Origin of the sequence: Leptospira stimsonii, assembly GCF_003545885.1 — a bacterium.
Classification (GTDB): Bacteria; Spirochaetota; Leptospiria; order Leptospirales; family Leptospiraceae; genus Leptospira; species Leptospira stimsonii.
Genome location: NZ_QHCT01000001.1, coordinates 433,391 through 456,497, shown reverse-complemented (window position 1 = coordinate 456,497; position 23,107 = coordinate 433,391). Strand labels below are relative to the sequence as shown.

The 23,107-nt window shown below is 41.4% G+C and carries 16 protein-coding genes and 1 pseudogene; 11 read left to right on the top strand and 6 right to left on the bottom strand.

Annotated elements, in window-relative coordinates; translation table 11 throughout:
* Positions 1-2: 2 nt before the first annotated feature.
* From rsgA to DLM75_RS02240, 5 genes are all read left to right on the top strand, one after another.
* Entirely contained in the window at positions 3-959 is a 957-nt protein-coding gene (gene rsgA, locus DLM75_RS02260) for a ribosome small subunit-dependent GTPase A (RefSeq protein ID WP_118966918.1), read from the top strand.
* Positions 956-2,263, top strand: a complete 1,308-nt coding sequence (locus tag DLM75_RS02255) for a hypothetical protein (protein WP_118966917.1) — start codon at positions 956-958, stop codon at positions 2,261-2,263. The genes rsgA and DLM75_RS02255 overlap by 4 nt, the downstream gene beginning before the upstream one ends.
* Positions 2,264-2,394: 131 nt before the next feature.
* The gene (locus tag DLM75_RS02250) at positions 2,395-3,324 is read left to right on the top strand and encodes a FecR family protein (protein WP_118966916.1); all 930 of its coding nucleotides are present in this window, start codon (positions 2,395-2,397) and stop codon (positions 3,322-3,324) included.
* Between the two features lie 155 nt (positions 3,325-3,479).
* The gene (locus DLM75_RS02245) at positions 3,480-5,099 is read left to right on the top strand and encodes an LIC10124 family lipoprotein (protein WP_118966915.1); all 1,620 of its coding nucleotides are present in this window, start codon (positions 3,480-3,482) and stop codon (positions 5,097-5,099) included.
* Positions 5,096-8,689: a tetratricopeptide repeat protein gene (locus DLM75_RS02240; protein ID WP_118966914.1), complete on the top strand. Its 3,594-nt coding sequence runs from the start codon at positions 5,096-5,098 to the stop codon at positions 8,687-8,689. The genes DLM75_RS02245 and DLM75_RS02240 overlap by 4 nt, the downstream gene beginning before the upstream one ends.
* Positions 8,690-8,703: 14 nt before the next feature.
* Here the strand turns inward: DLM75_RS02240 and trmB are convergent, their stop codons facing one another.
* Entirely contained in the window at positions 8,704-9,357 is a 654-nt protein-coding gene (trmB, locus tag DLM75_RS02235) for a tRNA (guanine(46)-N(7))-methyltransferase TrmB (RefSeq protein ID WP_118966913.1), read from the bottom strand.
* 49 nt (positions 9,358-9,406) lie between these two features.
* Between trmB and DLM75_RS02230 the strand changes: the two genes are divergently transcribed.
* The 3 genes from DLM75_RS02230 to DLM75_RS02220 all read left to right on the top strand — a co-directional run bounded on the left by DLM75_RS02230 (position 9,407) and on the right by DLM75_RS02220 (position 11,622).
* Positions 9,407-10,345, top strand: coding sequence for an MBL fold metallo-hydrolase (locus DLM75_RS02230; RefSeq protein ID WP_118966912.1), 939 nt, complete (start codon positions 9,407-9,409; stop codon positions 10,343-10,345).
* A gap of 127 nt (positions 10,346-10,472) precedes the next feature.
* A complete protein-coding gene (locus DLM75_RS02225; RefSeq protein WP_118966911.1) occupies positions 10,473-10,823 on the top strand; it encodes a PilZ domain-containing protein in 351 nt (116 codons plus the stop codon).
* A 121-nt stretch (positions 10,824-10,944) separates the two neighbouring features.
* Positions 10,945-11,622: a hypothetical protein gene (locus DLM75_RS02220; RefSeq protein WP_118966910.1), complete on the top strand. Its 678-nt coding sequence runs from the start codon at positions 10,945-10,947 to the stop codon at positions 11,620-11,622.
* 8 nt (positions 11,623-11,630) lie between these two features.
* Here the strand turns inward: DLM75_RS02220 and yihA are convergent, their stop codons facing one another.
* The 3 genes and pseudogenes from yihA to DLM75_RS02205 all read right to left on the bottom strand — a co-directional run bounded on the left by yihA (position 11,631) and on the right by DLM75_RS02205 (position 15,388).
* Positions 11,631-12,296 carry a ribosome biogenesis GTP-binding protein YihA/YsxC gene (yihA, locus tag DLM75_RS02215; RefSeq protein ID WP_118966909.1) on the bottom strand — a complete coding sequence of 222 codons (666 nt, stop codon included), beginning with the start codon at positions 12,294-12,296 and terminating at the stop codon, positions 11,631-11,633.
* Positions 12,293-13,593, bottom strand: a pseudogene (gene tilS, locus DLM75_RS02210) (tRNA lysidine(34) synthetase TilS). Before tilS ends, yihA begins: the two are co-directional and overlap by 4 nt.
* Positions 13,594-13,612: 19 nt before the next feature.
* Positions 13,613-15,388: a SpoIIE family protein phosphatase gene (locus DLM75_RS02205; RefSeq protein ID WP_429945424.1), complete on the bottom strand. Its 1,776-nt coding sequence runs from the start codon at positions 15,386-15,388 to the stop codon at positions 13,613-13,615.
* Positions 15,389-15,846: 458 nt separating this feature from the next.
* On the opposite strand from DLM75_RS02205, the gene DLM75_RS02200 reads away from it, so the two are divergent.
* Entirely contained in the window at positions 15,847-17,889 is a 2,043-nt protein-coding gene (locus DLM75_RS02200; protein ID WP_167731721.1) for a sigma-54-dependent Fis family transcriptional regulator, read from the top strand.
* Positions 17,890-18,684: 795 nt separating this feature from the next.
* Positions 18,685-19,908 (top strand): DUF3095 domain-containing protein, encoded by a 1,224-nt coding sequence (locus DLM75_RS02195; RefSeq protein ID WP_118966906.1) that lies wholly within the window; start codon positions 18,685-18,687, stop codon positions 19,906-19,908.
* Here the strand turns inward: DLM75_RS02195 and DLM75_RS02190 are convergent.
* Together DLM75_RS02190 and DLM75_RS02185 are read right to left on the bottom strand one after the other, a co-directional pair.
* Complete coding sequence (locus DLM75_RS02190; protein ID WP_118966905.1) at positions 19,897-20,295, bottom strand: SET domain-containing protein; 399 nt, start codon at positions 20,293-20,295, stop codon at positions 19,897-19,899. The genes DLM75_RS02195 and DLM75_RS02190 overlap by 12 nt on opposite strands.
* A gap of 52 nt (positions 20,296-20,347) precedes the next feature.
* The gene (locus tag DLM75_RS02185) at positions 20,348-22,177 is read right to left on the bottom strand and encodes an ABC transporter ATP-binding protein (protein WP_118966904.1); all 1,830 of its coding nucleotides are present in this window, start codon (positions 22,175-22,177) and stop codon (positions 20,348-20,350) included.
* Positions 22,178-22,359: 182 nt separating this feature from the next.
* Between DLM75_RS02185 and DLM75_RS02180 the strand changes: the two genes are divergently transcribed.
* Entirely contained in the window at positions 22,360-22,974 is a 615-nt protein-coding gene (locus tag DLM75_RS02180) for an ACT domain-containing protein (RefSeq protein ID WP_118967933.1), read from the top strand.
* The last annotated feature ends 133 nt before the right edge of the window (positions 22,975-23,107 follow it).

Sequence of the window (23,107 nt, the reverse complement as noted above, 5' to 3'; positions counted from 1 at the left end):
TCATGTTAGATCAGGATAAAACAGTCAAAGAGTTTTTTACCATTTCTCGAGTTTACGGAGCTTACTATGAAATTTATTCTCCGGAACGAGGAACGGTAAGGGCTTTTTTAAGAGGGAAGTTGCGTACGATTGCGGCTGAAGAAAGACATCCCTTCGTGGTCGGAGATCGTATTCTTGCTGAACCCTCCTCCGGTCAGGATTGGGTGATCTCGGAAAGGATGGAAAGAACATCCTTTCTCACGAGAAAGAGTCGGGAAGGGGATACGCAAGTACTCTGCGCGAATGCGGATCAGACTGCGGTGTTGGTTTCTCTTAAATCTCCTGAGACCAAAGACGGTTTTATCGATCGTTGTCTTGCCGCGGTTTATACGTCTCGAACGAAACCTCTCATATTATTCACAAAATTGGATTTAGTTTCGAAAGAAGAAGCCGAACTTCGTCTCAGAGTTTATCGCGATTTAGGATATCAAGTTCTCGGAGTTTCGTGTACAACGAGCGAGGGGATTCCGGAATTACAGGAATATCTGCAAGGAAAAGCTACGTTCTTAGTTGGAAATTCGGGAGTCGGTAAGTCTACTTTACTCAATTTATTGACTCAAAAACAAATTCAAAAAACGTCCGGAATCAGTGTCTCAAAGGATAAAGGAAAACATACGACTACCAATTCTCTTTTGATCGCCTTAGAGGATGGAACTACTCTGATCGATTCTCCCGGAATCAAAGAATGGGGAATTCTTCACTTAAAAAAGGAAGAAATCATGGAGAGTTTTCCGGAACTCTCGAGTCAAAAAAAGAATTGTGAAGAATCAAATTGTTGCATACTTTCATCCAATTGCGCGATGATTCACGCATTAGAAAGTGATCGTATTACCTTGGAAAGAAAGAAAAGTCTCGAATCTATGCTTGCAAGTCTTGAAAATCCACATAGAGTCACCCGGAGAGATAGAATTTCAAAATGAAAGTCACCCATTCAAGTATTGAGTTTGATTCCATCGATGATCTCATCGATTTTACGAAAGAATTCGAAACGGGTTCGATGATTCGTTTTCTTTCTCCGATTGAAGACAATTCGGGAAACGTACTCGTAAAAGAGGAAGTTCAGGTCAAGGAATCCGCTTTAGCTCGCCTAAGAGACATTAAAGGGCAATACAATCCGAAATTCGACGTTAAACTCAACAAAGAACTCTTGGAACAAATTCAGAATATTCTTGCGATCAAAGTTGTGGATCAACTGAAAGTTTCCGATATGAAATTCTTAAAATTCATGTATGAGAATTCGATCTACAACTACAAAGGAATCATTAGAAATTCTCTAAATTCCAAAAAAACGGTGCTTACTCTTTTAAAGGCCTATGTACAAAACGTAAATTTTTTCAAATACATTAGTGAACTCGGCCTTCTATCTTTGGGGATCGTAATGATTCCGGATACGATGAAGTTTCGATTACTACGACGTTACGCGTTTACAGCCGGAATCCTTATGGACATTCCGAGAATCAACGTGGACAAATTTACGAAACTTCCCACGGAAGACAGTGAAAAAGTTCGCGTTGCGAAAGCCTGTGCGGATATATTACAAAAATTAGATCTTCAAGAATTCACCTACCCGGCTATCGCAAGTCATATGCCGTTGGGGATGACCGATAACCCGGAAAAACCGATTTCGGTTGAAAAGTTAACGCCTGAAACTCCGGATGAAACCTTTTTCGAGGATATTCTATCGGACGATGGGGAAAGCGATAGCAACCAATCCGCAAAAAGGGACGATGCCATTCCGGAAAAGGCCTACGATTTCTTTCAAGCTCTACTTACCGATGCGTTAAAACTCGCGCGTTACATTGCGAACGTTAGTCACAACGCAACTGACAAGGATTATGTGATGGAAGAATTGGTTTACTACATCGCATACAATACCTCGCGAAAATACTTCGACGAACTTTTAGCGAATCCTTTGGTCGCTATTTTTAAAGAATTCGAAACCAACGTAAAACGACTGAGAAAGATCGCCGAAGTCGAGATGAAATGCTTTTTTCCTCCTTCCGCATGGGCCTATCCGAAACCGAAATCAAGCCAAGTACTCTGTAAAAACAAAGTTTGGACTTGTCCTAATATCGTAATGGGATGGGATATTCACGTCATAACGGCGCAAGAGGCCTTCGGTTGGGTTGGAACCAGTCTTCCGATCGATAACTATCCGAAATGTAAACTCGAAGAGGAATTGGACGATATTTCAATCGAGCCTGAAAAACCAAAGAAAAAGTAGTTTAGAAATCCGTTTGTTCCGTTTTTTATGGAATTTCATTCTATCTGTGATATAACTAAATTCCAATTCTTGCAATTTTTTCCTTGTAAGTCTATTGGTAAAGGTGCATCCTTTTATTGTTCGGGGGTAATATGAAACGTTCTCTATTAATAACAATTAGCTACGGTCTTTTGGCCTTGTTGATGGCATGTAGCACAAATAAATCATCCGGTAGCGATCAGGTTAAAACTGAATCCGAAACAGCCGTTGCGAGAATCGTCTGGGTTCTTGGTGATGTAAAAATTCTTTCCGAAGCCGGCGAGAAAAAGGCGGAGTTGGGTGTTGCCCTGGGGGCTACCGATCGTGTCGTGACCGGATCGAATGGCGGCGCTGAAATCATGGTAGCGGACAGCGGTATTATCAAAATGTCAAAGAATTCAGACATTGAAATATCCAACCTTATGAATCCAAACGGATCCGATACGAACGTTCAAGTAAACTACGGAAAGATCGTAACCATGGTGAAAAAGGGCCAGAAGAATACCGAGTTTACGGTTTCTACTCCGACTGCCCTCGCGGGGGTACGTGGAACTTCGTTCCTAACTTCCGTGGAAAGACCTGAGGGATCGAAAGTCAATTGTGCGAAAGAAAATTGTACAGTTCGTTTTGCGGTCATTGAAGGAAGCATAGCTGTTTCTAAAAAAGGAGAATCGTCCGAAGTCATTCTCAGTAAGAATAGAGAATTGAGAATCGAGAAGAATCAAAAACTCACTGATAAATTGATCCGCTCTCTGCAAAAAGATTCTCTCACTGAAATGAAAGAACTCATCGTTCTTCACAAAAATGAAACGTTCGAATACGGAAAACTTGTGGAAGAACTCAAATCTTCCAGCGAAGAACTCAAAATCCTGAGTCAATCCGGTTCGGTAGAAGAAGTTAAAGCTGAATTTCAAAAACGCGAAGCAACTCGCAACCACGCGGACGAAGTAACCAAGACCGCGAAAGCCGTGAACGAGACGAAATACGTTCAACAAGATGTACAAAAGGAAAAGTTGAAGTTAAATCCGAAAGAAACCTTCTAGGTTTTTCAACTTACCCTGAATTCGGTGCGAAACCGGGGATTTTTTCCCCGGTTTTTTTATTTTTATCCGTTCCTCTAAAATTACGGATGATCCATTCCGTGAAATTTTTTATACTGGATTTCTCATTCAACTTGGTGGAAAATAATTGAATAATTATGAAATTTATTTTTAAACCTTTCAGAGTTCTTTTACTCTCCTATTCCCTTCTGCTGATTCTTATCGATTGTTCCTCGGTTCAAAAAATTGAAAATTTCAATTCGGTTTTACAAGAGCCGACCTACAAGGCGCTCAAAGAGGAAGAAGTCATTCTCACAAACAGTTCCGATACGGATTATAAAATTCGAAAAGCGGGAAATTTAATTCCGCTTTACGCTTTTGCTCCGATCAACTTCCCAAAGGATATGGATCCAAAGTTATCTGCGTTTTTATCCGATGAAGTCCGATTGATTTGGGCCAAAGTAAAGGGAAAACAAGTCCGAATTTCGGATAACGTATGGTTGAACCTTTCCTTATTGGCCGAAGAATTGAAAAGACAAAAAGTCGACGCAGTGGTCCGAACCGATATTCGTGAGTCGGGAGGGAAATGGATCGTAAGTCAAAAGGTCGCCGATCCTGTAAAAGATATCGTGTACGGAAACGTTAGCGGTTCCTTTCAACCTCCTTTGGCTCAAACAGAAACGCCGGTCAATCAAGTATTTTATTTAAAACACGGATCCGGGGTTCTTGCATTAGATCCGAAATCTTCTCTGGTTCCTATCTGGGAAAAGTCGCTGAGTTCAGGCGAACTCGATTCTATCTTAAAAAAATCCGTCCAAGGTTATTTGTCTTTTAGCGCTTCTTCCGCAGATACGGAAGTTTTATTCCAAGGAGAAAAAATCGGCGTCGCTTCCTTTCGGAACTATCCGCTCCCGGAAGGCCTACAGCAGATTCAAATCACTCGGCCAGGACAAAAAGACATCAACAAGTCGATTCAAATCCGTTCCGGTCAAACGGTTACGATCTATCAAGAGTGGAAAGAAGATAGAACCTTGGGCGGGCTTCGGATCTTAAGCTTCCCGGATGCGTTGCAGGTCGCGCTCGACGGGTTTAGAACCGGTGAAACTCCATTCTATCGAAGCAACCTGAGTCCTGGAGCTCTTCAATTGGAATTGGTGCGGGATACGGAAAACGGACCTCTCGTTTACTATGAAGGCCAACTGATTGTGGACGCTGACAAAATCACCGAGATCGCACTTCCTTATAAGACCGGCAACTTGGTTTCTGAACCGGAGTTTTGGAAGTTGTCAGGCGAAAAGGGATTTCAAGCCCTTTCCGGGAATACATTAGATTTTCAGAATGTTTCTACACTGCCTCCGGGTTGGTTCGGAGTTTTTTCAGCTCCGTTCATTCCGGAAAGTCTTGAGATTCGCGGAATCATTCCGGTCAGTTCCGAGGTAGATTCCGGGATTTCTGCGATTTCGTTTCACACGGCGAAAAAAACGGTCAGCATAGAATATGAAAAAGAAAGATTGAGTCTTTATTCTTTTCCTTCTACCGGAGCCAATATCGGTACGTATAAGTTTATTAAAGAGGAAAAAGAAGAAGGTCGTCCGTTTCGAATCGTCACGGATACGAAGGAAGGTAAAATTCGTCTCTATCTCGGTTACTCGAAAGTTTTGGAAGACACGATAGAATCTTCCGGTGTTTGGAGAATTTCGATTCTCACCAGAGGCGAAAAATTTTCCAAACGTTCTCCGTTAAAAAATCTTCAGATAGAATACAAAGGATATAAATGAAAGGTTTGAATTTCATGAAAAGTAATCTTATATCGATCCTCGTTCTCGTATTGATTGGCGGGCAATTTTTCGTAAATTGTTCGAGTAAGGATTTTAGAAAATCACAAACTCAAGACGGAGTTTTGGAAAAGGATGCCGCAACACGTGAAAAGTTGAAAAAGGTTTCCAAAATTTTGAATGATGGAAATTCTTTTTTCCAAAAAGGAAACTTCGAAAAATCCCTAGAAAAAGCCAATCTCGCGATCAACACTTATCCAACGGCTCCCGGTTATTACTTGGCCGGGATCTCCGAATATAAACTGAGCAAAAATCAGGAAGCTCTTCTTTCTTTGAAAAAAGGAACGGAAGTCGATCCGGAGAACGAACAGATCCTTCTGACGTTAGGCATCATTTATACCGCGGAAGGCAAAAATGAAAATGCGATCGAAGTGTATGGAAGGCTGGAATCGCTACCGGTAAAAGATAAATACAATTATTCATTCAAAAAAGCCGTTCTATTAAAGAATCAAAACAAATTTGAAGAAGCGTATTCTACTCTTAAGAAAATTCCCGCGAAAGAATTTGCGTTTCCAGCTCAGTTGAATATGCAACTCGGAGACGCGGCAGTTCAGTTAAAAAAATACGAGGAAGCCGAGGCGTATTTCGAGGAAGCAAGGAAGAACGATCCGGAATTGCTTTCGGCGAAGAAGTCCGCGTCCGTTACACGCGTAGCTTCCGCTTTAGAAAGTGGAAATCAAGCGATGCGTCGCAAGAATTATAAAGAAGCCGCGAATTACTTTCAGACGGCTGTTCAGAACGATCCAAAAAATCCGACGCCGTATATCTTTCTCGGAAACTCAAAAATTCTTCTCGGAGAATATGAAGCCGCTTTAAAGGCATTTGAATCTTCGCTTTCCTTAAAATCGGATTATCCCGAAGCAATTTCCGGAATTGCGGCCGTTCATTACAAAACCGGAAACTTCCGGAAATCCGTTGCGGTTTTAGAAAAGGCGACCGCTTTGTTCCCGAACAACGCAATCTTTCAAAACCAAATGGGTTTGAATATGAAAGGTTTGGGTGAACCGGCAAAGGCACTTGTGTATTTTACACGTGCTCAGGAATTGGATCCTACGTTTGCGGAACCGGTTACCAACTTGGTCTTCCTCTTGATCGCTGAAAATCGATATAAGGCCGCGAGAAAAGAGGCGGATTCCTTAAAAGCGGAAGCTGAAAAAAAACATATCATCGCATTTATCGATGTTTCGGAGCAAATCTACGAAGGCGATCGACATCTTCGCAAAGGTGATACAAAAGGAGCGAAGGTATTTTATGAAAAAGCAAAGAAGGCTTCTGCTGAAGAACCGGCCGTTTACAACGCTTTCGGTCGTTTGCATTTTATTGCCGGAGAACACAAAGCATCCGAAGAAAATTTCAAAAAGGCGCTCTCGATAGATAAACAAAATATTCCGGCGTTGCAAGGTCTGATCCGACTTTATTCGTCCCAAAAGAATCACAACTTAGTGAATCAATACACAAAGGAGTTGGAGAATCTAACCGGAAATGATCCATCTGCCGCGATCGTTTTGGGAAGGACATACGAAGATAAGAAAGAATACGAAAAGGCCGAATCGGTTTATAAGAATCTTCAGAAAAAATTTCCAAACAATGAGGCCGTAAACTTTCGTCTGGCGATGTTGTATTATAAAATCGCTCTTGAGGAAAATGAGAAGAACAATCATGATTCGGCGATTAACTGGATCGGTAAGGCTGAGAAATTATCGAAGGATATTCCTGAGATCGCGGAAACCCGAAAAACGATTCAAGAAAATCAAAAGTTCGCGACTGTAATTCCGACAATCCAAAAGGCGAATAAACTTTTCGAAACGGCTCATTACGAAAAGGCGATTCCACTTTATCAGGAGGCGTTTCAAAAAACGGGAAAGTTGACGCTCTATGTAAAGATTGCCGAATGTTATCTTGCGCTTGGAAATGAAGAAAAGGGAATTTCCATGTTGGAAAACCCTCCTCAAGGAACTAGAAATTTGCAGAGTCGCGAGGCGATTTATGCGTTCCTATTAAGAAAAGGCGAGATTGATAAGGCGGAAGAAGGTTTTAAAGAGATTCTTTCGAAAAAACCGGATTCTTATTATAGTCATTATCAGATGGGGATTATCCATCTTCAAAAGAAAAAATACGAAGCCTCGATCGATTCCTTTGATCGTTCGATTCTTCTCAATACGGACTTCGTAGCGGCAAGAATCGGAAAAGGGATTTCTACCTATCACGCGGGCAATAAGAAACTTGCGAGAGAGGAATTTGAAGCCGCGATGCAACAAGATTCCGATAACGAACTCGCCCCGTACAATATCGGAATCATTCTTTTCAATGATAATCTATATAACGAAGCCGTAACCATCTTCAAGGATATCATCCAAAAGAATCCTGACTTTCCGGATGCTCATTACGAGCTTTCCTACATTTACTATAAGCGCGGAGATTTTGATCAGGCCGAAAAGGAAATTCGCAGAGCGTTGGAATTGGAAAGAACCGCAAGAAATATTTTCGCGCTGATTCGAATTCTTTCGGAGCAAAAAACAAAATTAGCCGTTCCCGCGATTAAAAAAGAAGTTCTGGATTTGGGCAGGGAAATCGCGGAGAAGTTCCCAACTTCGTCTTACGCAAGTCAGGCGGAAAGATTGGTTATCGCGGACGACGATAATCCGGTGATTCTTCAATCGTATCAAAGTAGAGGGAAGTTGATCGGGGTTCCGATTCTAATCAACAATTCGGTAATCTTGAATTATGGAACGAGCGTCGAATCTCTGGACAAGGATAGAGGAATTCGAAATTGGAGAATTCAAACTTCGACTCCTTTGAAATTTATCTTCGCCGACAAAAGATTAGTGGGAATCTCCGAAAAGAAAATCGAAGTATTGGATCTCAAAACGGGACTCCTATTAAGAGAAACGAAACTTCCTTCCGGCGAAGTTAGAAAAGCGGCGCTTTCCGGGGAAAATATTTTGGTCGAAGTGGTTTCCGGTAAAAATTCTAAGATTTATAGCTACTCCGATCAACTGGAACAAAACGGTTCCGTTGTTTTCGAAGGATCTTTCTGGTCCGGAATTAAATCCGGTTCTGTGTTCATCGTGAGCGGTAAGAATGGAATTGAGGCACAGGTTTTTGATTCTTCTTTAAAAGATCTAAACGTGAGAAAAATTCAACAAAAAGGAACGGGAGATCTTCGCTATCTGGGCGCTTATGAAACCGGAATCTTTTTTCTCTCCGGTAAAAAGATCGTTTCCCTCGACGACAAGAACGTTGCATCGGTCGATCTTCCGACGGAAGCCGCTTCCCTTTTCGTGGTTCGGTCTCCATATCTTTGGTTTCATTCCGGAAAAACCATCTTTCGAGTAGAATCCGGTTCCTTGAAGTTAATTTCGTTTAACGTAGAATCAACGGATATCGAGGGAATTCTTCCCGGCAAAAAGGATGATAGCATCGTACTTTTTAGATCCGGAAAAGCGATTCGTTACGGTTTGGATGGAAAGCCGCTTTGGACGTATCCTCTCAAAGATGAGGAAGGAAAAATCTATTCTTTAGTCTATCGTTGAAATCGAGAATTTCTTCATTTCTGAATCAGAATCTGATCGATGTAGTAAATTCTTTTCCCTTCTTCCCGTTTCTTTCTTTCAAAGTGAGAGACGGGAATCTCCGACCTTTCCAATCTTAGTTCGAATTGTTCAGGTCGAAATGAACTGGAATCTCGGAAAAGACGAATTGCTTTTCTAGCATAGGGGCCGTAGTCGGTCGCGAAGGAAAATTTTCCTCCTTCGGGGAGAAGGATCTGCAAAGAACGAAGGAATTTTGAATTCATCGTTCTTTTTTTATGATGTCTTCTTTTAGGCCAAGGATCGGGAAAGTTTAATAGAATTTCCGAAAAAACGTTCTCTTCGAAGACATCCTCCAAAAACCAATTGAAGTTAACACAGAGAATTTTTACGTTTTCGAGTCGGTTCCTTTCGATTGCGCGCATCGTGTGCCGAATTCGATCGAATTTTTTCTCCATGAGAACGAAGCCGGTGTTGGGTCTTTCCAAGGCCATCGCGATCGCGACTTCTCCCCAACCCGAGCCGAGTTCTAAAAAATATGTCTCGAATTCTTTTGGGAATAAATTTTCTTTTTTCAGTTTCCTTACAGGGCTAGCTTGTAAAAAATATTCAGAAGCGAACGGAATCCCTCCTGCAATCGACCAAAGTTTTTGTTCGAGATCTTGGATCATGGGTTACCGTCAGAGAATTCTACACATTTCGTTTGTCTAATCTAATACAGTGAAAGTAAAACTATACGGCGTACGGGGTTCTCTTCCCACCCCATTGAGCGAATCCGAATATCGGGAAAAAATCCTCAAAATTCTGAAAGCGGCTCATACGGAGATCCAGAGGAAGAATGGAAGTTTTTCGGAAGAAGACTTTTTCGATTCTTTGGACCCATCGCTATCCAGAACAGTCGGCGGTAATACTACTTGCGTTTATATTCAAGCTCAATCCGGAGATCGTTATGTTATCGATTGCGGATCAGGAATTCGTCAGTTAGGAAATGATCTTCTTTCGGAAGGCATTCAACCTGGAGATAAAATTCACATTCTGATCACGCATACACACTGGGATCATATTCAGGGTTGGCCGTTTTTTAAGCCGGCTTACTTTCCCAATGTGGAAATCCACTTCTATTCTACCATTCCGAATCTTGAAGAGAGGTTCGAAAGACAACAAAACGAGGAAAATTTTCCGCTTCCACTTTCCGGAATGATGTCAAAAAAAATCTTTCATCTTTTGGAAAAGAATCAAGAGAAGGAAATCGGCTCCGTAAAGATTACTCCGTTTCTTCTTAGACATCCTGGGAACTGCACGGGCTTTCGATTTGAGGAGCAGGGGAAAAGTTTCCTATTTTGCACCGATGTCGAGGTGCAAGAACCGGATTTAGACGAGTTCCAAGACTTAAGAAAATCCTTCGGAAAGACGGATATGCTCATCATTGACGCTCAATATAGCACGGAAGAAGCGGAAAAGAAGGTCGGCTGGGGACATACTTCCGGAAGAGTTGCGGTTCGATGCGGTGAAATTTTGGAAGTCGATCGTTTGGTATTAACACACCACGAACCGGATCATAAAGACGAAGAGATTCTAAAAATTTTTCAAAAAGAATCCGGTTCTTCTCCTAATCTAAAAGTTTTTCTGGGCCGTGAAAACGATTCGTTTTCACTTTAAGAATCGTTTTTATTTTTATACACCTTTCGATATAAAAACTTTCAAAAGAGAGTTTTGTGATCTTATTCTTATCTCTTTCTAAAAATTTTCTTTTCATTCAGTCGAATTGAGTTATTCTGGATGCGCTATGCAAACTGAGATGGGACAACAAAAAAAAACTGCTAGCGATCCTCTATCCGATAAGCGCTTTTATAAACGCTTTCGTAAGAACAACCTAGTGAAGATGATTCTTGGAAAAAACGAGATCCTCGGAAATTTGGAAGATATCAGTATGATCGGAGCTTCGATAAGCTCAAGAGAAGAAATTCTTCTTGGTGAGCGAGTTCGATTTATGTCGCCTATACTTTCTATCGAAATTGAAGCGGATATCATTCGCAGAGATTTGGTTCAGGAAACATATAAGTACGGCCTGGTATTTCACGATCTTTCCGACGCGGCTATTGTAGAAATTTTGAATAAGATCGCTTCCGTCGATTGAAGCCTTTTTGTTTTACGTTTCTAAACCTTTTTTATCTAAGAATTGGATCGGTTTTAAATTTTAGAAATATTTTATAACGAGCCCTTAACTTGGGTTTGTTGCGGCCGACACTAGTATTAGAATGAGAATCGGTGGCGAACATAGAATGCAACTTGGAATTCCAAGAGATGAATCGTTGCATTATATAGGTCATGGTCAATTGGAGAGTTCTCCAGCGTCCACGTCGGTTCTACACGTAATCTCGCATGAGTTGGGTCACGTGGCTGAATTTCGTTCCGAAGCGATGAGAGATCGTGCGGATATTCGTTCTTTGAATATGAAAATTCACTACGAGTTTCGAAACGGCAAATTAGTCGCCGTTTCCGGGGAAACAGAAGCGGTTACCGTAAAAAAATCGGAAGAAAAATCGACTCAAGAGAAACTCGCCGAAACGGAAACTCCTCAAGAAAAAGAGAAAGTCGAAAAAGACAAGAAAGCCGAAACATCCAAATCCGAATTGGAAGATAAAGAAAAACAAATTCTTTCTGAAATTCGTCGGGTGGAATCGGAACTCAAAACCTTTGAGTCTGAAAAGGAATCCGAAACCGAAAATGAAATTCGGTCAGCTCGTAAAGTCGAATTGGAAGAGAGAAAGAGAAAGCTGGAAATGTCTCTCAATCAGGAAAAACTAAAGTCTATTTTAGAAGATACTCTGGATACGTTTCACGAGTTGATGGATAAACAAACCAGATTGAGTTTGAAACTTTTAAGCACGGGGACTTCCGATAAAGTTGGAAAACTAATCGATACGAAGGCTTAAATTCCTATCTAAGAAATTTCTTCGATTCTTTCCGAAAAAGGCTCTGTTGGAGTTCCGACCATTCCAATCAAAGAATCTACGATCTTTCGTAACTCTGGGAGACCTTTCCCTGATTTATTCGAAACAAGAACGGTTTCCAGCATCGGATATAATTCATGAATGTTCTTCATTTTCTTTCTTAACTTTGATAAATCGCTCTGGTTGAGTTTATCAATTTTTGTTCGTATTAAAACCGGTTTAATATTCCTTTCGAAACAAGTTCCGATCAATTCAAGTTCTTCTTCCGGAAGATCTCTTTGCGCGTCACAAACTAAGAATAAGGATTTCAAATCCTTCGCGTGATTCAAATAGTCCATTAAAAGATCCATCATCGCTTCATGGTCTTTATGAGAATTGGCGGAGTAACCGAAGCCGGGTAAGTCGACCAGGTAAATCGATCGATTTACGAAGAAAAAGTTAAGAAGTTTTGTTTTACCGGGAGTGGAGGAAACTTTGGCTAATGATTTTCTTTCAAGAATTGCGTTGAGAAGAGAGGACTTACCGGCGTTTGAACGACCGGCAAATGCAATCTGAGGGATCCCTTTGGAAGGGATCTTGCTTGCTTCGCCATAAGACGAGTTAAACTCTACGTCTTTGAAAAATGGCTCGTCCTTTTTTTGAGGATCCTCGTTCATCTTCCGGGCTCCTGAAAGTCAGGTAATATTTCCTTTTCTCTGTCGGCTACGATATCGCTAATCCTTGGATCCCATAGACTCAGACAGATCACATCAACTTTCCCTTCCCCGTAAAGAATGGGTAGCATTTTTCTGACCGGAACCGGAATCTCTTTCTGCCGAAAGATCTCTGAAATCTCCACGCTCATCCCGTTTTTACGAATTTTTGCACCCGGAAGACAAAAATCAGGAACACATCCGGGTGGAATCTTTTTCTGATTTCCGTTCCAACGTAAGAGCATTTCTCTTGGATCGAATCGAAACTCTTTCAGGGCTAATGAATTTTTAGGAATCAAGTAAAGATCCGAGCCTGTCGATTTCCAAAACCAAGCCTCTTTGTTTTCTATACCGAAAGAATTTTCTCTTCGAAGACAATCGCTTAAGTCTTCGAAAAAATTCCGCGTTAAAGGATGTAAATTCATGGAACGCAGATATCGATCTAAGAAGAATTTTCTTTCCCGATGAGACAAGTCGTTTAACAACCAGACGTCGATCTTCAAAAAAGTGGGAATTTTTCGAGTGTCGAGTTCCTGTCGAAGAATTCCCGAAACAGGCTTTTCCATTCGGTGAAAGTTTTTGTAAATTCTATCCGGATCAGCGCCTTCCTGAATCAAGAGCGGAACGATATGATTTCGAATTCTATTTCTAAGATACTCATCGCTCTCATTCGACTCGTCCTCAAAAACGGGCCAAAATTCCGTCTGTAAAATCGTTTGAATTTCATTTTTAGAAAAGGCGAATAGAGGACGAAATCGATTCTTCTCATACCAACCTAAGGTTCGAAAAGAATTCCATCCTCCGCCTCGAATCAAGTTGAGAAGGATCGTTTCTAAATAATCGTTAGAATGGTGCCCTGTAACGATGTAGCCGCCGTACTGATCGGAAATTTTTTCCAGATCCTTATATCGATACGCTCTTCCCGTTTCTTCGATCGTTTTTCCTAATTTACGAGACAAGACAGGAACGTTTTTTTTTTAAACATTCTCGGAAATGGGAACGTACTTTCCGCATAATCGAGAATTTTCTTTTCCTGATCTAAGTTAAACCGAATCGAATGATCCAAATGATAAATACAAGGTGCGGGAATTTTTTTCTCAATCCAAAGCCAAAAGTAAAAATGAAGAAGTAGAGAAGAATCTTTTCCGCCCGAATATGAGATGATTGCAGGGCGAGATAAAATCATATCCTGAAAAGGTTGAATTCTATTCCAGGCAGATTCGAAAATCTTTCGTGTTGTTTCGGAGATCTTATCTCTCATAGGTTATGCAAAAGCAGTTCTATCGGATCCTTCGGATTGCGGCAAGAGTAATATCGTCCATCTGTTCTTGATTACCGGTAAATTTGCGAATTTCAGAAACGATTCCGTCCAACATCGCTTGTAAAGGCTCCCCTTGAAATTGAAGAATGGATTTTTTGAATCGGTCCGTCTCGAACTGAATTCCTTCCTGATTCGAGGCTTCTAAAACCCCGTCCGTGCACATGATCAAAAGATCTCCGGGTAACATTCTAAATTGATTTATGTTTTCGAATTTGGATATGTCCGGATCGATTCCTAAGATTATTCCGTTCGTCGGAATTTCTTCGATCTTTTTTGTAGAGTTTCTAAGGAGATACAACGTTCCTTGTCCTGCACCGCTGAATTGAAACTCGTTCCGGTTCATCTCCCACTTAATGACCGTCATAGACATAAATCGAGGAGAAGAGGATTCCTTGTAATTCTGAAAGATATAGGTGTTTACAGTGTTAACGATGTCCCAAGGACTTACCTTCTTGCGAACCAAAGAATGAATGATCGTCCTAACAGTCGCCATCACGATTCCCGCAGGAACACCTTTCCCGCTTACATCACCGATACAGATCACCGTTTCGGTGTTAAATGGATCCGTAATAAAATCGTAGTAGTCTCCGCCGACTCCTCTCGCGGGAACCATCGTTCCCGCAAATTCATAACCTCCGTGTTCCGGCATTTTCCGAGGAAGTAAAGATTTTTGGAGTTCTTTTGCGATTTCGATTTCTTTATCGAGCCTTTCCTTTTGAGCCCTTTGATCGAAAAGATGATAGTTCTGAATCGAGATTCCCGCCTGAATCGAAAACGCATTCAAAACTTCTAATTCTTCTGCATTAAAATGACGATCCTTTCTTTTTCCCAGGATGATTACGATATCGGACTTATCCGTGTGAACTACGGGAAGGATTGCAAGGTTCAAGCCCAACATTCCGAATTTTTCCAATTCCGGGAAATCGGAAGAAAGGGCGAGTTTGGAATCAGTGAGTTCGAAAACTTCCTTTAGAAAAAATTCATATCGTTTGACCGGTATCGACAGTTCACCAGGGATCGGTTCGAGTTCTTTTCGAGAAATTCTTCTTTTGATGTCTCCTACCGTTTCGGTCTCCTTATCCGTTGTCTGAATTCTTATCTTAAATGTGGATTGCCTCGCCATATCGACATCCATTCTAATTTCAGGACTTGTAATATTTCCGGTCAGAAAATGTCCGAAGAGTGTATGATTGTCCTTGTTCCATTCGAAAAGGGAATACAAATCGTTTTCCGAGAATTCGGTTAAGGAAAGAAGAATGACTCGAAAGATTTCTACCTTGTATTTAAAACCCAAGGACGAAAGTCGAAGCGCCGCAGAATGAAGAGATCGAAAATTCCGAGATTGTGTTTGCGACACTTCGAATAGAATTCTATTTTTCAGCGTTACTGCGAATTGCGCCGCGAGAAGTTCCAGAAAGTATCGATCGTTTTCGGCTTTTTCCGGATCGTCTCGATTATAATCTACGGTGATGATTCCTAAAACTTCTCCATTGAGATGAATTGGAACCGCAAGTGCGGCTACGGTTCGATTGAGTCTCGCGTATTGTTTGAAGTGTTTGTGTTTTTGATCGGCGAATTTGTAGTAAATGGATTTGCAGTGTTCGATACATTCCGTTAGTGGGCCGTTGTCTTCGCCCTTTTTGATCTCAAAGTGTTGTGCGACCCGGGAAAGAGATGATTTTTGATTTTTCACGGACATCACCGTCATTCGATCCAGACGAGGTTCGTAGATCATGACGCTCACTCCGGGGATTCCTAGCTTGTAAAAAGCGAGCGAAGTGAAACTTTCCAGAAGATGACCGAGGTTAGGGCTTGTATTGAAAAGAGATAAAAACTCGAGAAGGATCTCGTTACTAAAATTCGTATCCGTTGGGGGTTGAAGACGAGGATTCTTTCTTTTTTCTAAAATCCATTCACGACCGCATGATCGACAGAAAAAACGTCCATTCCGAAACAAACCATCGGGCGTTTTAAATTCTGAGCAAAATGCACAGGCCATAGACGTAAAATTATAAAAAATACGGTTTGTTATGATACAAATAATTTACAAATAAACACAAAAAAGACGCTCTAAAATTAAGCGAAGTAAAAAAAATCGATTGACCCCAAAAGCATCAAATCGCAAAAATTTTAAGCATGTCAGGATATGTGAAGCCGAGTCCCTTAAGATCTATACAAGAAGTTGCGACTGCGATGAATTCCACTTTGGATCCGGACAAACTTCTGGATTTGATTTTGGAACGTTGTATTCAGATCTGCGAAGTTGGTTCCGGATCGTTGATGCTCATCAATGAAAAAGAAAACCTCCTCGATATCGTTACGTTTCGAGGGATGAATCCTTCCATCCGCACAAAAGTAAAACTTAAAGTCGGAGAAGGAATCACCGGTATCGTCGCGGCTTCCGGAGAAGGAATGATCGTAAGTGACGTGACGGCCAATCCACATTACATTTCTATAAAAGACGATATTATGTCCGAGCTCGCGGTCCCTATGATCGTGGAAGACGTGGTCATCGGAGTTATTTCTTTGGATTCGAGTCGTAAAGGGGCGTTCAACGACGAACATCTCGAAATTATATCCACGCTCGCGAACCAAGCCGCTCAGATCTTTAAGAACTTACAGATTTTCAGACAACTTGAACAGAAGAATAAGATTCAACAAGTTCTCATCGATATCTCGAGAACCGTAACTTCCACTTTGGTCCTTCAGGAAATTTTTGAAGATATCATGGATCGTCTGGAAAAATCTCTCAACTTAGAAAGAGGAAGTATCGTCCTCTTTGAACCGGAGAAAGCCATTCTTAAATTAGAAGCGGCTTCCGGTTTAACTGCGGAAGAAATGGAGAAGGGAGTTTATCTTCCCGGAGAAGGTGTGACAGGAAGAGTTTTTGAGACCGGAGAACCGATCATCGTAGAATCGATCGCAAACGACGAAAACTTTTTGAATCGTGTCGGCAACGCCGCCCATTTTAAAAACAATCCAGAGAACGTTAGTTTTCTTGCGGCTCCGATCAAATCGGATACGGATGTTTTAGGAGTCGTGAGCGTTTACTTTGTTCACAAAAAATACATCGACTTAAAGACTTATTTAGATTTTTTGCAAGTAGTTGCCTCCATCATTTATCAAGCGATTCGGATTCAAAAACTGATCGATGAGGAAAAAAGGGAAATCTCGCGAGAAAACGTTCTTCTAAAAAGAGAATTGAAGAACAAATATAAGTTCGGATCCCTCATCGGAAAATCGAAACCGATGGAGAAATTATTCGAGATGATTCATCTCGTTTCCGATTCTCGCGCCTCGGTTTTGATCACGGGAGAATCCGGAACCGGTAAGGAAATGATTGCATCTGCGATTCATTATAATTCTTCCCGTTCCGATAAACCATTTATCAAAATCAACTGCGCGGCAATTCCGGAGAATCTATTAGAGAGCGAACTTTTCGGTCACAAAAAAGGATCCTTCACCGGAGCCGTCGCGGATAAAAAAGGGAAATTTGAGATGGCCGATACGGGAACGATTTTTCTGGATGAAATCGGCGAGATGGATTTGAATCTACAGTCCAAACTTTTAAGAGTTCTCCAAGAAAAAGAAATCGAAGCCGTCGGTTCCGTAAAACCGAAGAAGATCGATGTTAGGATCATCGCGGCGACAAACGCGAATCTCGAAGAACTTATTTCAGAAAAAAAATTCAGACCGGACCTTTTCTACCGACTCAACGTGGTCAATATGGTTACCCCGCCTTTGCGAGAAAGAGCGGACGACATTCCTCTTTTGATCAATCATTTCATCGCAAAATATGCCGAAGAAAACGGGAAAAAAATCAACGGTGTCACCAGAGAAGCGCATAAACTTTTGATGAATTACAGCTGGCCTGGAAACGTTCGTGAACTTGAGAACGTAATTGAACGTGCCGTCGTTCTTTCCCAATTAGAAATGCTCGATATCCAAGATTTCTCGGAGATCAACGGAAGACTTCTCTACGGTGATGAAGACTTTGATCCGGAAGTTGGTGATTCGGAAGCGTCCGTGGAAATCGCAAATTCTCGATTTTCATCCTCACATTTGGATGCTCTGGACGGGCGTGCAATCGAAGTTGTTGTGGGAGAAGTAGAAGCGCGTTTGATCAAATATGCGATGAAAAAGTTCAAATATACAAAAACGAGAGTCGCTAAATTTTTGGGAATCAACCGAAACACTCTGGATAAGAAGATCAAAGATTTAAAAATCGATTATTGATCAAGGTTTCCGATCGTTTCCAATATCGGTTTTTTCTCAGAAGCCGGTCCAAAACCTTGTAGAGTAGGAACTCCTCCTTTCACGAGAGGTAAAAGAGAAACTCGAGTTCCTAGTAGGGACTATTGCCATTTTCTTTTGCGGTTTTGGGAGCAACTCAGAATTCGCGCAATATAAATCGTGTTCCACTCTGAGGATGTTCTTTGATTTTGCATCGCGTTTGTAAGGAAAAATTTTATCTCCTTTAAACTCAATTCAATGTCCGCATTCGATTCTTTTTAAAACGAATTCTTTCACTTCGTTCGATTCTTTCCGAATCGCGTCGCAAAAGTCTTTGTAGAGGCGAACTTTCGCTGTTCGAGTCCGAGAGTCGTTTCTAAGTTTTTGAATTAGAAGATGTACTTCGTTTTTTCCAAAAAAATGAAAAGGCAGAAACTTCTTTCAACATTAAAAAAGTCCGTTGGAAAGTTCGGGAACTCGGGAAACGAAGTGCCACGCAGAACCTTTTGCTTTTTTTCAAAAGTTGATCCAAAGGTATCTTAGTTTTCTTTTGTGGGCACAGCGAAAGCCTTTTGTGTGGATTCTAAAACTTGACGTCCGCTTTTCTGTCCAAAAAAAATAAGTGTAAATTTTTCAAGAACGTCTAAGAATAGGCTCCTCTTTTGTTCGATACGATTGTTGAACAGATGTAAGTTCGGGATGGATGGAACCTTCGCGTCGCGATTTCTTTTTTTGTGAAAACTGGAAAACAGACGACGAACCCGATTCTAAAAATAAAAAATCAATTAGGTGAATGAGATGATCGAGGCCGTCGATAAAAAACCAGGTGTCAATACGGAAAACTTCTACAAGTATCTTCCTTTTCTTTCTTCTTTTACTGAAATCATCGAACCGTCTAACTACTACACGGTGCCGGATGATTGGAATTTGATCATTACGGATGTTGTGAATTCTACAGAGGCGATCCGCAACGGAAATTATAAAGACGTAAATATCGCCGGCGGCGTGACTGCGATGGCAGTTTCCAATTTGATGGGCGACATGGACTATCCATTTTTATTCGGCGGGGATGGAATGACCTTACTTTTGCCGAATAGCGTGCTTCCCGGAGTGAAGGATATTTTGTATTCTATTCGAGATCTCGTTAAAAATAATTTCGGATTAAAGTTACGAGCTGGAATCGTAAATGTTGGAGAACTCAAAAGGTCCGGAAAAGAATTAAAACTTTGTAAACTTAAAATTTCAGAATTCTATAACCAAGCGATTCTTACAGGAAGCGCTTTGGACGCCGCGGAGAATCTTGTTAAGAACGACGATTCTACAAATCCCTATATCATCCCTCTGACTCATAGGCCAAGGATAAAACCGGATTTCACGGGATTTACCTGTCGCTGGCAGGATATTCCGAGCCATCGGGGAGAAACCGTTTCTTTTATCATTAAGTTGAATCCGATCCAAGCGTCTTCGGATCCGGGTCTATTAAAATTAATTTTGGATCAGATCGGTGTTCTTCTTGGTAACGATACACAAATCCATCCTCTGACCGAGGAAGGGATCAAAGTTGATATGACCGGTAAATACTTTAACAAAGAAGCGACGGTCCATACCGGGAATCGTAAGGGATTGTTTCACTTTCTAAGATTTCTTAAAATCAAACTCGAAGGATTTGCGGTCAATCTCGCTGTGAAGACACAATGGAAATTCGGCCCGAAGGTAAACGGTATGGAGCTGAGAGAGTTGAGAAAGTCACAGATTATCGCTTCCGACTTTCGAAAATACGACGGAACCCTAAAGATGGTAGTCGCTTGCGATACGAAATCCAGAGAGGCGTTCCTAGAATTTCTTAAAGGTCTTTATAAAGAGGGCAAGTTGTATTTCGGTTATCACGTTTCTGATCGCGCGCTCATGACTTGCGCTTTGCACGAAGGATCCGTCCGTGAGGTTCATTTTGTCGACTCGGCGGACGGCGGATACGCACTTGCGGCGATTCAATTAAAAGAGCAAATTCGTTTAGGAAGCTGATCCGAGTTTAACGTTCCAATTTTCGTCGAAGAGTTTATAATTACAAGTAAGCTCTTCACCCATTCGAATGAACCTAGTAGCACTGTCTTGTCCCATCGGATCGGTGTGATCGCCGGTAAAGTCTTCTTTCGTATTCGGGTCGTCGCTGTGATTCATAAATTTGGAATTATCGGAGCAATAGAACCACTTTCCGTTCGTTTGATACGAATAGGTCCGAAACATTTCTTGAACGCTCGGCGCAAGAGAATTGAGTTCTTGATCCGTTAGAACCCAGACAGTTTTTGGATGATATTTCCAAACCAATTCACCTTTTTGAATGTCTCTTCCTGCGAAAAGACCTAAGCCTCCGATGGGGGAATCGGCAACGTATGTGGGCACTAAAAGCATTTTGAAAGTCTAAAATAGTCCGGAAAAAAATTGCAAGTAAGAAACGGCTTTCTTAGAGAACCATCGCTTGTTGCTCGGGTTCCGGAACCGCAAATCTTTCCAGTTTACCATTTCTTATTTGAAAGACTTGATCGGCTTCTCGAATCGTGGAAAGTCTATGAGTAACGGAAATGACCGTTCTACCTTCTCGCAACAAGGAAAGTGTTTTCATAATTCTCGCTTCGGTAACGGGATCCAAAGAAGAAGTGGCTTCATCTAACAGAAGGATCTGGGGATTTCTTAAGAATGCACGCGCGATCGCGATTCTTTGTCTTTCGCCTCCGGAGAGTTTGGTTCCACGATCTCCCGTGTTCGTTTCATAGCCCATCGGAAGTGAAAGAATCAATTCGTGAATTTCCGCTCGCTTCGCGGCCTCTATCACTTCTTCAAGAGACGCACTCGGTTTACCGATCCGAATGTTCTCGAAGATCGTGGTGTTGAAGAGAAAGGTTTCTTGAAAAACCACTCCGACCAAAGATCGAACAGAACTTCTGGAGACCGAATTCAAATCGATTCCATCGAAAAAAATTCTTCCTTCGTTTGGTTGTACCATTCCCAATAGAAGTTTGATAAAAGTGCTCTTCCCTACGCCTGAGCCGCCTACGATAGCCGTGTAACTTCCCTTCGGAATTGTGAGAGAGATATCGCTCAGATTTTTGGAACGACCTTTGTAACGGAAGTGAACATTGTCAAAACGAATTTCTTCTTTCAATTCGGGAATCGAGGAACCTTCCGGATTTGATTCGAAGACCGGCGCTCGCAATAATTCTAATATTCTTTTTGCAGAACCGCTCGCATGGTTCAGCGCCGGAAGATATTGGGAAAGATAAAGAAGAGAATAACTCAAATTTAAGAATGGAGGTAAGAATGCGGCTAGGGTTCCGATGCTCAGAGTATTGTTATAGGCAAACGCGGTTCCTGCCAAAAGTAGAACTCCTTGTAATAGTAGAATCCCCGAACCGGCAGAACGTTCCAGATACGAATTCGTAAGTCCCAATCTCAAAGAGACTTGAAAGAGTTTCTCACAGTTATTCTTAAATCTGCTGAAAAAATAATCGCTCAGATCGTAGGCGCGTATGAGATTCTGTGCGGAAATCGATTCTTCCACCATGCTCAATACTTGTGCTTCTTCCAATTTTCGAGAATAGCTGATCTCGGTCGATTTTCTGGAAAGAAAACCCGGCCCTAAAAAACTAATCGGCCAGATCAACAAGGCGATCAGCGCTAACTTCCAATCCAAAAGAAAAAGAAGAATGGTTCCGAAGAGCGCTTCCAGTAGAGGACCAAGGCCCCAAGGTATAAAAGCGAGTAATGCGTGTTCCAAGGATGCAAGGTCGTTAAAAAAACGGGAAAGAATATCTCCGAGTTTATTATTCGAAAAAAAATCCAAACTGAGTTGGTCCAGATGTTCGTACATCTGCAATCGAAGATCTTGTATGATTCGGGACGAAGCCCAGTTGTATAAATAATCTCGAAGTGTTCCAAGGATCGCGAACGTTACCGTTCCCACCGCTAAATATGCACCGATCCAATAGAGTGCGTTTTGATTTCGATTGATGAGCGCTTCGTCGATGAGATATTTGAAACTAAAAGGAATACTCGCGTAAAATCCGATTTCAAAACAAAGCAAACCGATAATGAGGAAGATTCTTCCCTTATATTTTTTAACAAAACGGAAAAGTCCGAAAATCAATAACCCGGGAGCACCTTCGTTTTCCGACGAAGGCTTTTCCTTTTTGAGATTTGGCGCTTTCCATTTCTTGGAGGTTCCTTTTTCTTTTTCGAGAGGTAAGGGTTCCGATTTTTGGATCAGCTCCGGGTTGTATTCGAGAGGTCTTTTCATACCATTTTGGAAATTGTTGTCCTTTTATTTTCGGCAAATATCTATGAATTCCACTCTACTTTGACTGTTTTTCCGGGAAAGTCCGAGGCAAGAATTTTTCACCCGGTAAGAGACAGAATCCCCTCGGAAAAGACTCGTTTTTTTAGAAACCGACTATTATGGTAGTAAGTAGGCTCAATCCGATGATTCACTTTCACTATAAAGAAGAAAACGGACTCTACACTGTGACCCTCAAAACGTCCGAAACGGCTCCAGGAACTCTTCATAAGATGGTGAAAGCGATGTTCTTTATGGGTTGGGAAATCGTTTCCGGAGACATTCAAACGATTGAAGAAAAGGGACAATCCTACAGCTACGATGTTTTTACTTTAAAATCGGAAGAGACTGATTCTAAAATCAAAGCGTCCAAATTGGGAATTCTTATGTCCTCCGTATTTACGGAAGATTCCGCTCTGGAAGAGATCATTCATCATTCGAGCGAGATCGATCTCAGAAATACATACCATCTTAGCAACGAATCCAAACTCGAATTCGAAGACGTGGAAGGCGGGAGTAGAACAAAATTGTATTTGGAAGCTCCGGATCGCAAAGGACTCCTTTATTTTGTTACAGGCGTTCTAAAAGAAAACGGAATTAACATTCATTCCGCTACAATTCGTACGGACAGAACAGGAAACCAAGCACAGGATACGTTCCTCCTTTCGGATTCCAAGGGTGGCGGGTTTGCCGGTTCTTCGCTGGAAGAAAGGGTGAGTAGAAATATTTTAGAGATCAGTTTGAATTCTTCTTGGAAGTAAACTTGGAAAATATTTTTTTCGTCACATAAGAAAATATTCGGTGCAAACGGTGCATTCCTGCCTTTTATTGGATTGAGAATGGAATTTCTCATAGAGAATTTTTCCACGTTATGTAACCTTACACGCTTCTAAA

Coding starts and splice junctions, on each gene's coding strand:
- DLM75_RS02205 (WP_429945424.1), bottom strand. CDS start 15,388: ATGATCTACGAACCTCGTCTGGATCGAATGACGGTGATGTCCGTGAAA.
- rsgA (WP_118966918.1), top strand. CDS start 3: ATGTTAGATCAGGATAAAACAGTCAAAGAGTTTTTTACCATTTCTCGA.
- DLM75_RS02240 (WP_118966914.1), top strand. CDS start 5,096: ATGAAAGGTTTGAATTTCATGAAAAGTAATCTTATATCGATCCTCGTT.
- DLM75_RS02195 (WP_118966906.1), top strand. CDS start 18,685: ATGATCGAGGCCGTCGATAAAAAACCAGGTGTCAATACGGAAAACTTC.
- trmB (WP_118966913.1), bottom strand. CDS start 9,357: ATGATCCAAGATCTCGAACAAAAACTTTGGTCGATTGCAGGAGGGATT.
- DLM75_RS02180 (WP_118967933.1), top strand. CDS start 22,360: ATGATTCACTTTCACTATAAAGAAGAAAACGGACTCTACACTGTGACC.
- DLM75_RS02220 (WP_118966910.1), top strand. CDS start 10,945: ATGAGAATCGGTGGCGAACATAGAATGCAACTTGGAATTCCAAGAGAT.
- DLM75_RS02255 (WP_118966917.1), top strand. CDS start 956: ATGAAAGTCACCCATTCAAGTATTGAGTTTGATTCCATCGATGATCTC.
- DLM75_RS02245 (WP_118966915.1), top strand. CDS start 3,480: ATGAAATTTATTTTTAAACCTTTCAGAGTTCTTTTACTCTCCTATTCC.
- DLM75_RS02225 (WP_118966911.1), top strand. CDS start 10,473: ATGCAAACTGAGATGGGACAACAAAAAAAAACTGCTAGCGATCCTCTA.
- DLM75_RS02190 (WP_118966905.1), bottom strand. CDS start 20,295: ATGCTTTTAGTGCCCACATACGTTGCCGATTCCCCCATCGGAGGCTTA.
- yihA (WP_118966909.1), bottom strand. CDS start 12,296: ATGAACGAGGATCCTCAAAAAAAGGACGAGCCATTTTTCAAAGACGTA.
- DLM75_RS02185 (WP_118966904.1), bottom strand. CDS start 22,177: ATGAAAAGACCTCTCGAATACAACCCGGAGCTGATCCAAAAATCGGAA.
- DLM75_RS02250 (WP_118966916.1), top strand. CDS start 2,395: ATGAAACGTTCTCTATTAATAACAATTAGCTACGGTCTTTTGGCCTTG.
- DLM75_RS02200 (WP_167731721.1), top strand. CDS start 15,847: ATGAATTCCACTTTGGATCCGGACAAACTTCTGGATTTGATTTTGGAA.